7 protein-coding genes and 1 pseudogene are annotated in these 13,821 nt (G+C 70.2%); 3 read left to right on the plus strand and 5 right to left on the minus strand.

Annotated features, from left to right (window positions below; translation table 11 throughout):
- Positions 1-248, plus strand: a pseudogene (locus tag VP06_RS38155) (TAXI family TRAP transporter solute-binding subunit); the annotation flags it as partial.
- Between the two features lie 936 nt (positions 249-1,184).
- Here the strand turns inward: VP06_RS38155 and darG are convergent.
- The 3 genes from darG to VP06_RS17275 form a co-directional block, all read right to left on the minus strand.
- The gene (gene darG / locus VP06_RS17265) at positions 1,185-2,237 is read right to left on the minus strand and encodes a type II toxin-antitoxin system antitoxin DNA ADP-ribosyl glycohydrolase DarG (RefSeq protein WP_048465020.1); all 1,053 of its coding nucleotides are present in this window, start codon (positions 2,235-2,237) and stop codon (positions 1,185-1,187) included.
- Positions 2,230-2,898 (minus strand): type II toxin-antitoxin system toxin DNA ADP-ribosyl transferase DarT, encoded by a 669-nt coding sequence (gene darT / locus VP06_RS17270; RefSeq protein WP_048465021.1) that lies wholly within the window; start codon positions 2,896-2,898, stop codon positions 2,230-2,232. The genes darG and darT overlap by 8 nt, the downstream gene beginning before the upstream one ends.
- A gap of 65 nt (positions 2,899-2,963) precedes the next feature.
- Positions 2,964-4,622, minus strand: coding sequence for an outer membrane beta-barrel protein (locus tag VP06_RS17275; RefSeq protein WP_053081870.1), 1,659 nt, complete (start codon positions 4,620-4,622; stop codon positions 2,964-2,966).
- Between the two features lie 402 nt (positions 4,623-5,024).
- Here VP06_RS17275 and mutL point away from each other — a divergent pair, with 402 nt between their 5' ends.
- Positions 5,025-6,971, plus strand: coding sequence for a DNA mismatch repair endonuclease MutL (gene mutL, locus VP06_RS17280; RefSeq protein ID WP_048465022.1), 1,947 nt, complete (start codon positions 5,025-5,027; stop codon positions 6,969-6,971).
- A 237-nt stretch (positions 6,972-7,208) separates the two neighbouring features.
- Here the strand turns inward: mutL and glgA are convergent, their stop codons facing one another.
- Positions 7,209-8,753 (minus strand): glycogen synthase GlgA, encoded by a 1,545-nt coding sequence (gene glgA / locus VP06_RS17285; RefSeq protein ID WP_082167459.1) that lies wholly within the window; start codon positions 8,751-8,753, stop codon positions 7,209-7,211.
- Positions 8,754-8,980: 227 nt separating this feature from the next.
- Positions 8,981-10,615 carry an alpha-amylase family glycosyl hydrolase gene (locus VP06_RS17290; protein WP_048465023.1) on the minus strand — a complete coding sequence of 545 codons (1,635 nt, stop codon included), beginning with the start codon at positions 10,613-10,615 and terminating at the stop codon, positions 8,981-8,983.
- Between the two features lie 626 nt (positions 10,616-11,241).
- Between VP06_RS17290 and VP06_RS17295 the strand changes: the two genes are divergently transcribed.
- Positions 11,242-13,758 (plus strand): glycogen/starch/alpha-glucan phosphorylase, encoded by a 2,517-nt coding sequence (locus VP06_RS17295; protein WP_048465024.1) that lies wholly within the window; start codon positions 11,242-11,244, stop codon positions 13,756-13,758.
- Positions 13,759-13,821 lie beyond the last annotated feature (63 nt).

Here is a 13,821-nt window from a genome sequence, read left to right on the forward strand (position 1 = left end):
CGCTGCCGGCCGGGCTGTTCGGCGGCAATCCGAAGGTGCCGGAGGAGGAGGTGAAAACCATCGGCGCCTCCTACCGGCTGATGGCCCGGGCCTCGATGAGCCGCACCGTGGCGGCGGACATCACCCAGCACCTGTTCGAGCTGCGCTCGCGCCTCTCCGACGCGACGCCGGCCGCCGACTACATCGCGGCGCCGGCCTACGAGACCACCGCCGCGGCGACGAGCGCAGCTCGAACAGGTGCTGGGTGATGTCCGCCGCCACGGTGCGGCTCATCGAGGCCCGGGCCATCAGCCGGTAGGAGGCGCCGATGGTTTTCACCTCCTCCTCCGGCACCTTCGGATTGCCGCCGAACAGCCCGGCCGGCACCGTCACCGCCTGGAGCCGGGGCAGGCGCTCGATGATCGCCGGACCGTCGTCGACGCCAACGAAATCGACCTTGCGAGTCCGGCTCGCCGCCTGGACCGTGCCGACGAGGCGGAGCGCCATCGGGGCGGCAGGCGCGATCACCGCCACCACCGCGTCGATGCGCTTTTGCGCGAAGGCGGCGGGAAGATCCTCCTCGGCGAGCGGCACCAGCCGCACCTGCCCGGCGGGAATCGGGCCGGTGCCGCCCTCCTGGAGGGTGAGGCCGTAATAGCCCATCAGGCTCTTGAGCAGCCACAGATCGGCGTCCCGGTGAGCCACGATGCCGAGGCGCTTGCGGGCGAGAGCCGGGAAGGTCGTAATGCCGGAGGGGGCGGGCGAGGCGATCAGCATCGCCTGGTCGCGCAGGATCGCCAGGGTCAGGCCGTTCGCCGGCAGGTCGACGTCGGGCCGCACCACCGCGAGGTCGGCACGCCCCTGCTCCAGGGCCTTGGCGCTCTCGCGCACGTCGTCGAAGGGCAGGAGGCGCAGGCGCACCCCCTTGTGGGTGGTCTTGAGGGCGTCGGCATAGGCGCGGATCAGCGCCGGCTCGGTGCCGTCCCGCGGCGCCACCGCGATGGTGAGCGTGGTCGCCTGCAACAGGTACAGGGCCACCGCCGCCGCGACGGTGAGCACCAGGCTGGTGACCAGGAAGATCCGCTCGGGCCGGAACGCTCTCGTCATCGCGCGGACACGCCCTCCCTCGGGATCCGGGTCTCGATCGGATCAAACCGGGGGAGGACGCTCCGGGTTGCGCGGCGTGCGTGTCGCAGGGGAACCGCTCACGCCTCGACGGGAAGCGACGACAACCAGCCCTCGGCCCGCAGCGCCTCGAACGCGACCGTCACCTGTCCCCTGGTGAACTCGGCCTTGCGGCGGCTCCACCGCGAGACATGCTCGTGCGCGGCGGCGGGATCGCCGGCCTGCTCCCGCAGCATCACCCAATGGACGGTGGCGAGGAGTTCGAGACCGAAGGGGGTCTCGAATCCGTCCACGAGCCGCGCGACACGCTCGAACCTTGCGTGGGTCTCCGCGTGGGCCCGGAGGAAAGCGTCCGCCTTCTCAACGGCTCTGGATTGCAGCACGATCTCCTTGTCCGGCTGCTCGCCGCCATCCCGGAATCCGGAGAGGTAATGCCCGTCGGCCCGTGCCAGCAGGTGCCGAAGGTTCTCGGCATACGGCCCGTAATGTCCCTTCACGAAGTGCAGCCGCAGATCCTCCCCAGCCTCCTGCATGAAGTACATGAGCTTGTGGACCTCCAGCAGCGAGATGGCGGGATCCATCTGTCCATGGAGGTAGGTGCGGACCAGTCCGACCAGCGTGGCGAGGCCAGCCGTCATGCGTGGCACTGCCATCGGTCGCGCGATCTCACCGGCAGCAGGCGCCTGGCTTGGCTCGTAAACGATCGCTTGCACGGCTGGCAGACGCATCAGGGCGGCATCGATGAGGGGCCGCACGTCACGCCAATCGAGACCGCCGAGACCGCATCCAAGAGGTGGGATCGCAATCGAGGCAATCCCCGTGTGCTCAACCCAAGACACAAGGTCGATCAGACCGGCCTCAATGTCGGCAACCCTGCTCTTGTCACGCCAGTGCTGCTTGGTGGGAAAATTCACGACGAAGCGTGGATCGAACCGGCCTGTATCGAAGACGAACATGCGACCGAGCCGGACCTCGCCACGATCGCAGGCTTGCTTGTATGCGCGAAAATTATCGGGGAATGCGTTGCGAAACTGGAGAGCGACACCGCGACCCATGACGCCGACGCAATTCACCGTGTTGACGAGCGCATCGACCTCGGCCTGCAGAATGTCGCCGTGCCGGTACTCAGGCATGACGGTCTCCGCTTTCCGCATAGTACCAATGGGGCTCGATCGAGACAGAGGGTCGATGAGCCGACTCTTCGAGAAACGCCAGGACTCGTTGCCGAACCTTTAAATTCTGGACGCCGATCGCGTGAATGCCCGCCCAGGGAAACGAGCCATGGATCAGGAATTCCGCTGCCTTGGCGTCCTTGACGTCGCGCCGGCCGCCCCATTCCGTGGCCGCGACGCAATCCCAGCGAACCTCTTCCAGCGCGTCCAGGCTCGCACGGAACTCTGCATAGGCCGAGGCCGCATTCGAGAGACTGATCGCCCAGATGCGTTCGTGCTTCTCGGCGCTGCGGACGACGCGGCGAAGGTCCGCGACCAGGTGCACGATCGACGCCTCGCCCCCCTGATAGCCGATCTCGGCGTGGTTGCGCTTTGCGAGCGTGAACAACATGATCGAGCGCGGGCAAAAATAGAACGGCACGTACTCCGCGACCCGCGTTTGCGGATGGCACTTGACGGGAAAGCGCCGCCGGTTTGCCTTCAGCTTCTCCATGCCGATCGTGCTCGGTGCGAGCCCGCGTTCGCCGATCTGCGCATCGGCGTAGATCTGCCCTTCACGGATGATGGAGGGCAGGTTGTCGACATGCGTGATGTGGTCGATCGCTGGCCTGGGAGGGATCATGACGAACGTCGCAGCTCCCTTGTCGCGACCGGCGTCCCCAGCGACCGGCCCGATGGCGCCCGATCCTACGGGTTGACCCGCACCCCGACCAGATACGTATCCGAATGGTAGCTCGACCCGACCGCCGTGCTGCGCAGCATCTCGCGGGCGTAGCTCGCCCGGATGCCGAGCCAGCGGTTGAGGCGGTAATCGACCTTCACGCCGGCGCTGTAGCCCTCCTCGCGGATGCTGGTGCCCTGGTAGTCGTTGTTGATCAGCGTGCCGGTGAGGGTCAGGCGCAGGTTGCGGCGCAGGTCGTGGGTCAGTTCGGCGACGGCGGTACGGTTGAGGATGCCGCTCGCCCCCGGCACGATGGTCTCGCTCACGCCGGTCGAGGCGCCGATCCTGAGCGAGGTGAGGGCGCTCGCCGCCCAGGTCACCGAGCCGTCGATCACCGGGCCGGTGACGTCGCGCAGGCGGCTGTCGGCGTAGTGGCGCGACAGGTAGCCCCCCGAGACCTCGCCGGTGAGGAGTCGGCTGATCTCGAAGCTCGAACCGGCGCGTACCGTGACGCCGTCGGAATCGCGTCTGAGCCCGGACTGGTCGACCGCGAAGTCGTGCACGCGGGTATCGACCAGGGTGTCGACGAAGGGGGTGAAGCCCGGACGGATCTCGTAGCCGGTGCGCAGGCGCAGGCCGTACTGGTTGGCGTTGCGGTCGTCCTGGCGCAAGGTCGTGCCGTCGGGAAGCTGGGCGTTCTCGAAGGTCTGACGGTCGACGAGGGCGGCCACCGTCACTTGCAGGCGGTTGAAGTTTTGCGTCACCCCGACCGTGGTGCCATAGGCCGCAACGAGAGGCCGGTCGCGGACCCGGGCAGCGAGGTCCGGGCTGCCGGCGCGCTGGGTCGAGATGGCGTATCGGCCCTCGACATCGACCTTGGTGTCGCGGGCGAGGTCGAGGCGCAGCCGCGCCGTGCCGTCGCCGTCGGGCCGGTCGGCATTGGGGTTGTCCGGATACAGGAAGTATCCGAAGCGCATCGCGCCGGTCAGCTCGTGGGACGACCAGTCGCTCGCGACGCGCAGCTCGCCCTGGCTGAGCAGGGCCATCGAGCCGCGGCGATAGATCGACCGGTCGGGGTTGGAATCGTAGCCGACGCTCTGTTGCAGGGCCGGGAACAGGGTCAGCCCGCCGAGCCGGATGCCGAGCGGCCCGTAGGGATCGAGCGGGTCGATCGTGCGCCGGCGCAGCAGGGGCGGCCCTGCGGCGAGGTCGGGGAGGCCTGAGACCGGGATCTGCACGACGGGACGCAGGCGCACATCGTCGGCGATGCCCTGCTGGGTCGCCTGGCGGGTGAGCGCGGTGGTGGGGGAGCGCGTCCGGCGCTGCGGCGGCGTGCGCGGCCGGGCGCCGAAGCGGGAGGCTCCGCCCGGGCGGCCGAGGCCGCGGGAGAGGCCGCCCTGGACCGCCGGATTGGCGGCGCGGAGGGCGAAGGTGGCGGGGTCCCGGCCGCCCGGGAGCGGGCCGGCGAGGCTCGGATCGGCCGTCTGGCCGGCCCCGACATCCAGCCCGAGACCCGGTGCCTGGCCCGGTCCCTGGCCACCCTGCCCCAGCCCCTGGGCCCCGACCGGTCCCGCGGCAAGGAGGGAGGCCGCCAGCACCAGGGTGGGGAGGCCGGCGCCGGCCTGTCCGTGTGTTCGCCGCTCGTCCGCCACGGGCCTGCCGCTCCGCTCCACCAAGCCCGTCATCTCCGCCGGGCCATCATGGTTAAGAGCGGTACAACCGACACGGTTAAGTCCCCGTAACTGACCCTGGACAAGGATCGTCTCTCGGTGGCCGAACCTGTCCTCGGCGCCCTGCCAGGGGCGTCGCCGGGACCGGGGGCGCGGCATCAGCACGGTGGCGCGCTAAGCAGACTTGCGTTGGCAGGCCAACACTTCGTCCGCTTAGTTTCTTATTTGATGGCAGATTTTTGCCGCCGATCCGGTGACCACTTCGGCGAAATCTGCTTAGCCGCCATGCGCCCGGCCGGCGGAGGCGAGCACCCCGACCGGGCCAGACGCCGAGGGCGACGTCCAGGTCGCGTCCATCCGGTGGAAACGCCGGCTCCCTCCCTTCTGGCGAGCCTCGCAGATCCTTATATTCTGCGCATGGCTCCTTCATCCCCCGGCCGGCCGCAGGTCCGCCGCCTCGACCCGGTGCTCGTCGACCGCATCGCCGCCGGCGAGGTGGTCGAGCGGCCGGCCTCGGCCGTGAAGGAGCTGGTCGAGAACGCGGTCGATGCGGGGGCCTCCAGCATCGCGGTGACGATCGCGGCGGGCGGGCGCAAGCTGATCCGGGTCGTCGACGATGGCGGCGGCATGAGCGCCGACGACCTCGCCCTCGCGGTCGAACGCCATGCCACCTCGAAGCTGCCGGATGGCGACCTCGAGCGGATCGAGACGCTGGGCTTCCGCGGCGAGGCGCTGCCGTCGATCGGCGCCGTGGCGCGGCTCGCCATCACCTCGCGGGTGCCCGGCGCCGAGACCGGCCACGTCATCGTGGTCGATGCCGGCCATAAAGGACCGGTGCGGCCCGCCGCCGGCCAGCCCGGCACGCGGATCGAGGTGACGGACCTCTTCGCCGCCACCCCGGCACGGCTGAAGTTCCTCAAGTCCGACCGGGCCGAGGCGACGGCGGTCGGCGAGATCCTGCGCCGCCTCGCGGTTGCCCATCCGCAGATCCGCTTCACGCTGACGGGCGAGGGCGCGTCGTCCGGGCTCGTCTTCCCGGCCGAGACCGGACCGGGCTCGTGGCTGCGCCGCCTGGTCGCGGTGCTCGGCCCCGAATTCGGCCAGAACTCGGCCCCGCTGAGCCTGGAGCGCGAGGCTTTCGCCCTCGACGGCCATGTCGGCCTGCCGACCTTCCACCGGGCGGCGGCCACCCATGTCCATTTCGTCGTCAACGGCCGGCCGGTGCGCGACCGGCTGCTGCTCTCGGCGGTGCGGGGGGCCTATGCCGACGTGATGGCCTCGGACCGCCACCCGGTCCTGGCGCTCGCGCTCACCTGTGATCCCGCCCTCGTCGACGTCAATGTCCACCCGGCCAAGACCGAGGTGCGCTTTCGCGATCCGGGCCTGGTGCGCGGGCTCATCGTCAGCGCCATCCACGAGGCCCTGCGCCGGGAGGGCGGGCGCAGCTCCGGCACCGTGGCGTCCCGCACCCTGGAGAGCCTGCGGCCGCAACAGGCGCCGCTCTCCCTGCCGCCGGCCGCGTCGCGCCAGACCGCGAGCCTGTTTGCGCGTCGCGACGAGACGGCGCCGCCCCGTCCGGCCGGCTCCGGCCGGCCCGAGGCGTTCGCGCGCGATGGCGGCTGGGCGCCATGGGACGCCCCCGAGCCGGACCAGGCCCCCTTCGAGGCTCCGCCCGCCGGCACGGGCTTCGGCGAGGGGCGCCAGGCGCAGTTCGCCGGCGACCTCGCCCTGCCGAGCGCCGACCAGCGGATGGCGCCGCCCGAGGCGGAGTCGGGCCCTACCGAGCAGCATCCCTTGGGCGCGGCCCGGGCGCAGCTGCACGAGACCTACATCGTCGCCCAGACCTGGGACGGGATCGTCATCGTCGACCAGCATGCCGCCCACGAGCGGCTGGTCTACGAGCGGCTGAAGCGCGAGCGCGACGGCGGTGGCATCGCCCGTCAGATCCTGCTGATCCCCGAGGTGGTCGACCTCGATCCCGTCGAGGCCGACCGCCTCGCCGATGCGGCGGAGGCGTTGCAGGATCTCGGCCTCGTGCTTGAACCCTTCGGCCACGGCGCGGTTCTGGTGCGGGAGGTGCCCTCGGCGCTCGCCGGCGGATCCTTACGCGCGCTCCTCACCGACGTGGTCGATGCGCTGACCGAGGGCGGCGCCGACCCGCTCGCCCGCCGCCTCGACGCCGTCCTGTCGCGGATGAGCTGCCACGGCTCGATCCGGGCCGGCCGCCGCCTGCGCCCTGAGGAGATGAACGCGCTCCTGCGCGAGATGGAGGCGACGCCGTTCTCCGGCCAGTGCAACCACGGCCGGCCGACCTATGTCGAGCTGAAGCTGTCGGACGTGGAGCGCTTGTTCGGGCGGCGGTGACGGACCGGACGGGCGTACCTGATCTCGACTCGGGTCTGATCCTCGGCCGGAGGCCGGCCCGCAACGAGCGAGCCGATCGCGAGCTGGGCTGATCGTGCGACGTCGTCCCGGTGGCTGGTTTCGCCGTGACGGACGCGCCACGGTTGTCAGGGATCAGTCCCGCTCAGCCGCGTCCTCGACGGCGAAAACCCAGCGGCGCCGTCGGTTCGAAGACAGTTCGTGCCGGGATGGGCCGCGTCAGGCGACGGCGCGCCCACGCATCATGTCCGCGCCGTTGCCGACGACACGGGTATACAGCGAGGAATAGCCGTCAGCGGCCTTGTCCCAGCCGAACTGGCGGTTCATGGCGCTGCGGCGCATCGCGCTGAGGCGACGCTTCGAGGCGAAGACCTCGAAGGCGCGGCGGATGGCGCCGCTCAAGCCCCGGAGCGACGATTCGCCGAACAGGAAGCCGGTGACGCCGTCCTCGACCGTGTCGGCGAGGCCGCCGGTGCGGTGGGCGATCGGCAGCGAGCCGAACCGTTGGGCATACATCTGGGCGAGGCCGCACGGCTCGAAGCGGGACGGCATCAGCAGGAAGTCGCTGCCGGCGAACATCCGGTGCGCGTCGGTTTCCTCGAAGCCGACCCGCACCCCGACCGAGCCGGGATGGCGCCGGGCGAGATCGACGAAGGCGGCCTCGAACCTGGGCTCGCCCTGGCCGGTCACCACGAGCTGGCCGCCCTCGGCGACGATCGATTCCGCCGCCGCCAGGGTGAGGTCGACGCCCTTCTGGTGCACGAGGCGCGACACGATGGCGAAGAGCGGTCCCCGCGACACGCCGAGGCCGAAGCGGCCGCGCACCGCATCGGCATTGGCGCGCTTGCCCTTCCAGTCGTCGGGCTCGAACCGGGTGGCGAGGTGGGGATCGGTGCGCGGATCCCAGGATTCGTCGATGCCGTTCAGGATGCCGGCGAGCCGCCCCTGATGCGCGCGGGTGCGCAGCAAACCGTCGAGGCCGCAGCCGAATTCCGGCGTGGTGATCTCGTGGGCGTAGGTCTCGCTCACCGTGGTGACGTGGGAGGCGTAGAACAGGCCGGCCTTCAGGAAGGACAGCTTGCCGTAGAACTCGACCCCGTCGATGTGGAAGGCGCTCTCCGGCACGCCGAGGCGGCCGAGATTCTCCCAGGGGAACAGGCCCTGATAGGCGAGGTTGTGGATCGTGAGCACGCTCGGCACGCGATGGCCGCGCCAGGCCAGGTAGGCCGGCGCGAGCGCCGTCTGCCAATCGTTCAGGTGCAGGAGGTCGGCGCTCCAGTCCGGGTCGATCCCCTGGGCCAGCTCGGCGGCCGCGAGGCTCAGCCGGCCGAAGCGCAGGTCGTTATCCGTGAAGTCGGCGCCCAGGTCGCCATAGGGCGAGCCGTCGCGCTCGTAGAGCGTGGAATTCAGGATCACGTAGACGGGCAGGCCGTCGCCGGTCTCGATCAGGCCGAGGTCGCAGGGCGGCATCTCGGCGCTGCCCGCGAGATGGGCGACCACCGTCATGTCGGGGTAGCGCTGGACGACCTGGCGATAGCCCGGGATCAGGATCCGCACGTCGTAGTGCTGGCGCAGAGCCCGGGGCAGGGAGGCCGCCACCTCGCCGAGACCTCCGGTCTTCACGAAGTCGGCCATCTCCGGCGTGGCATAGAGGATCCGTGGCTTGAGCGAGCCGCGCAGGCCCTCCACGGCTCCCTTGAGGGAGCCGCCCGACGGCAGAGCCGGCGCCTGCGAAGCCGACTGTGCCGACGCCGGAAATGTCATGAAAGAGCCCCCACGCCGCGAGCCGGACGAAATGCGAGCGGACGATGCCGCGGCGTACCGCCACGACAACGCATCACATCCGACCGGGTTCCATTGCACTGCACAATATCATGGCGGGCGAAGACGGCAAGACAAATTTGATTAACAGAAAGCAAACGCGCCGTTCTCCGGCGCTCCCCGAAGCTGTGCCGCTCACCGGCTGGAGCTTTGGTGGGTAAAGGCCGGGCTCAGCCATGCACCGCCGGGCCGCGGCGAATCAGCACCAGGGCCTCGTCTCCCGCAAGTGCGAAGCGGCCGTCCTGCGGGCCCTCGCCGCGCCGGCCGCCGGCGCTCGACAGCAGCACCTCCCAGGCCGACTCGGACGGTATCGATGTAGTGCAAGACTCGTGCCCGAAATTGAGCGCGACCCGGATCACCGTGTCGCCGTGAAGGCGTTCGTAGACCAGGACCTCGCCCGACACCGACACGGCCCGATAGGCGCCGACGCTGAGCGCCGGATGCTCCCGGCGCAGGGCGATCAGGCGCCGGTGCAGCGTCAGGATCGAGGCGGGGTCGTCGCGCAACAGCTCGACGTTCCGGCTCTGGGCCTGCGGGTCGAGGGGCAGCCAGGGCTCGACGGTGGAGAACCCCGCATGGAGGCCGGGCGCCCATTGCATCGGCGTGCGCTCCGGGTCGCGGCCGCGGCCGGGCTCGTTGTGCTCCCAGGGGTCGCGCACGCGCTCCGGCGGGATCGGGACCCGGCTCAAGCCGATCTCGTCGCCGTAATACAGCGTCGGGGTGCCCCGCAGAGTGAGCAGCAGCACGGCCGCCACCCGGGCCTGAGCCTCGCCGACCCGGGCGGCGATGCGGGGCCGGTCGTGGTTGCCCAGCACCCAGTTCGGCCATCCGCCTGCCGGCAGGGCCGCCTCGTATTCGGCGATCAGCCGCGCCACCGCCTCGGCATGCCAGGGCGTCTGGATCAGCTGGAAGTTGAACGGCAGGTGAGCGCCCGACAGATCGACCCCGTAATAGGCGACCAGACGCTCCAGTGGCAGGTAGATCTCGCCGATCAGAACCCGCGCGTCGTAGTCCGCCAGCACCGCCCGCATCTCGGCGATGACCTCCATCACCTCGGGCTGGTCGGCGGAGTGGATCTGGAGGAGCCGGTCGATCTCCGGCTCGCCCGGCTGGTAATCCGGGTTGACCGGATTGTCGCGCAACTGCTCATCCTTCATCAGGTGCCAGATCACGTCGACCCGGAACCCGTCCACGCCGCGGTCGAGCCAGAAGCGCAGCACGTCCATCATGGCGGCGCGGACCTGCGGGTTGCGCCAGTTCAGGTCCGGCTGCTCGCGCAGGAAGGCATGGTAGTAATACTGCCCGGTCGCCGGATCGAGGGTCCAGGCCGGGCCGCCGAAATTGCTGATCCAGTTGTTGGGCGGACCGCCGTCGGGGGCGGGATCGCGCCAGATGTACCAGTCGCGTTTCGGGTTGTCGCGCGAGGCGCGGGCCTCGCGGAACCACGGATGCTCCTGCGAGGTGTGGTTCGGCACGAAGTCCATGATCACCCGCAGGCGCCGCCGATGCGCCTCGGCCACCAGGGCGTCGAAATCGGCGAGCGTGCCGAAGAGCGGATCGATGTCACGGTAATCCGAGACGTCGTAGCCGTAATCGGCCATCGGCGAGCGGCAGACCGGCGACAGCCACACCGCATCGACCCCGAGCCAGGCCAGGTAGTCGAGCCGGGCGATCACGCCGCGGAGGTCGCCGACGCCGTCGCCGTTCGTGTCCTGGAACGAGCGCGGATAGACTTGGTAGACGACTCCCGCCTTCCACCACACCTCGCCGGCCAGCAGATCGGCGGGCTTCGCGTCCTCGGTCATGCAGGGCTCCTGACGGGCTGAACCGGGCCGGGAGGCCGGGCAGGCGGCGCAAGGGTTGAGCGGCCGGGCAACCGCCCTTATATGGGCGCCCGCAGCGGGGTTGACCCAGGGGGAATCCGCCCCGCTGCATCCGGTTCCCGCATCGGCACGCGGGCGCCGCGCGTGGCCTGCCTGCATCGCTGCCGGCCGCGACAGCATCATGACGCCGCCGCCACCGGGGATGCGCCGCCGCATCCGTGAGGGCGGCCCGCAGCCGATCCGCCGGAAGAGCGGCGGGCCGCGAGGGTGGAGGAAACGTCCGGACAGTCACGCCTCTGGCGCACCCCTCGCCCAGGAGTTAACCATTCCCTTGGGGCACGACTTAACCTTAAGGTTCGGCCTGCGGGCGGCGCTGGAAACGTTCACATGCGCTTCAGGCCGCCTCGCCAAAATCAAGTCTCGTTTCCGTGAGACGTGTCGGGGCAGCAACACGCGGCGAATCGCGTGGTCAAGCTAGTCTTCGGCGTCTCGACATCGCCGTCCCACAGCCACACGATGCTGCCGTGGCCTGGGCTTTGCTGCACAGCACGTGACACGAGACCGCGCTGCAGCGACCAGAGACCTGCGGCAGGGAAGGGGGTTCCAAGGTGCTGAACGAAGTTCTTCTGCCCGGTCGCCAGCGCGACGAGGCTCCGCGCGATGCGGACACGGCGCTGTCCTGGATGCCGCAGGCGGCGCCCGTGGCGCCCGCCGGCGACGAGGTCACGGTGATGCGGACCGCGATCCTGGCCAAGCTCGCCTATGCGCTCGGCAAGACGCCGACGACGGCGCGCGACCGCGACTGGTTCGTCGCCACGGCGCTGGCCCTGCGCGACCGCGCGGTCGCCGCCAGCGCGATCACCGCCGGCATCGTGCCGGTGAAGCGCGTCCACTATCTCTCCCTCGAATTCCTGATCGGGCGCCTTCTGTCCGATGCGATGGGCAATCTCGGCGTCGCCGAGACCGTGCGGGCGGCCCTCGCCGGTCTCGACATCGACCTCGATGCGGTGGCGGGCGCCGAGCCCGACGCGGCGCTCGGCAATGGCGGCCTCGGACGGCTGGCCGCCTGCTTCATGGAGAGCATGGCGAGCCTCGCCATTCCGGCCTACGGCTACGGCATCCGCTACGACCACGGCCTGTTTCGGCAGGTGATCGAGGATGGGGTCCAGCGCGAGGTTCCGGAGACCTGGCTCACCGAGGGCAACCCCTGGGAGTTCGAGCGGGCGGAGGCGGCTTGCGAGGTCGGCTTCGGCGGTGATGTCGCCATGAGCGTCCAGCCGGACGGCACCCTGCGCCGGGTCTGGCGCCCGGCCGAGATCGTGCGCGCCGTGCCCTACGACACCCCGGTGATCGGCCGTGGCGCCCGGCACGTCAACGCGCTTCGCCTCTGGGCAGCCCGCTCGCCCGAGCCCATCGATCTGGCCCGCTTCAATGCCGGTGACCATGTCGGGGCGGTCGCCGAGCGCGCCCGGATCGAGGCGATCTCGCGGGTGCTCTATCCCAGCGACGGGACGCCGGCCGGCCAGGAGCTGCGCCTGCGCCAGGAATTCTTCTTCACCTCGGCCTCGCTCCAGGACCTGGTGCGCCGCCACGTCGCCGAGCGCGGCGACCTGCGCTCGCTGCCCGACCACGCGGCGATCCAGCTCAACGACACCCACCCGGCCATCGCCGTGCCGGAGCTGATGCGGCTCCTCGTCGACCTCAACGGCCTGTCCTGGGAGGATGCCTGGCACGTCACCACCCAGACGCTCGGCTACACCAACCACACCCTGCTGCCGGAGGCCCTGGAGACCTGGCCGGTGGAGCTGATGGAGCGGCTCTTGCCGCGCCACATGCAGATCATCTACCTCATCAACTGGATGCACCTGGAGGAGGTGTCGAAGCACGGCGCCTCGCTGGAGCAGCTCGCCGAGGTCTCGCTGATCGACGAGAGTCACGGCAAGCGGGTGCGGATGGGGCATCTCGCGTTTCTCGGTGCGCGCCGCGTCAACGGCGTCTCGGCGCTCCATACCGAACTGATGCGCCAGACGGTGTTCGCGCCGCTCCACGCCCTCGACACCGACAAGATCGTCAACAAGACCAACGGCATCACCTTCCGGCGCTGGCTCCACAACGCCAATCCGGGCTTGACGGCGCTGGCCGTCGAGGCGGTCGGCCCGAAGGTGCTTGACGATCCGCGCCACCTCGAGGGCTTGGCGGCCCTCGCCGAGGATGCCGGCTTCCAGGAGCGCTATGCGGCGGTCCGCCGCGAGCGCAAGGAGGCGCTCGCCCGTGTCGTCGAGGCGCGCACCGGCATCACCCTCGATCCGGAGGCGCTGTTCGACGTCCAGATCAAGCGCATCCACGAGTACAAGCGCCAGCTCCTCAACATCCTGGAGACGGTCGCGCTCTATCAGGCGATCAAGGCCGAGCCGCACCGCGACTGGGTGCCCCGGGTCAAGCTCTTCGCCGGCAAGGCGGCGCCGAGCTACACCCAGGCCAAGCTGATCATCCGCCTCGCCAGCGACGTCGCCAAGCGGGTCAATGCCGATCCGGATGTGGCCGGGCGCCTGACCGTGGCCTTCGTGCCGAACTACTCGGTGACGCTTGCCGAATCGATCATCCCGGCCGCCGACCTGTCGGAACAGATCTCGACCGCCGGCCTCGAAGCCTCGGGCACCGGCAACATGAAGCTGGCGCTCAACGGCGCGCTCACCATCGGCACGCTCGATGGCGCCAATATCGAGATCAAGGACCATGTCGGTCCCGACAACATCTTCATCTTCGGCCTCGACGCGGCCGGGGTGCAGCGCACGCAGAGCCAGCCGGGCTATGCGGGGCGGGCCATCGCGGCCTCAGCCCGCCTGCGCGGCGCCCTCGACCTGATCGCCGCGGGCGGCTTCTCGCCGGCCGAGCCCGGCCGCTTCCGCCCGCTCATCGACGAGCTGACCCACGGCGACCGCTTCCTGCTCACCGCCGATTTCGACGATTACTGGCGGGCGCAGCGCGAGGTCGATGCGGCGTGGCGCCGGCCGCGGACCTGGTGGCGCGCGGCGATCCTCAACACCGCCCGCACGGCGTGGTTCTCGTCGGATCGCACCATGCGGGAATATGCCGAGGAGATCTGGCGGGTGCAGGTGGGCTGAGGCAGGCTGACCGGCGATGAATGACGAAAACCCCGCGGCAGGAGCCGCGGGGTTTTCTCTTTG

This window comes from Methylobacterium aquaticum, assembly GCF_001043915.1.
Classification (GTDB): Bacteria; Pseudomonadota; Alphaproteobacteria; order Rhizobiales; family Beijerinckiaceae; genus Methylobacterium; species Methylobacterium aquaticum.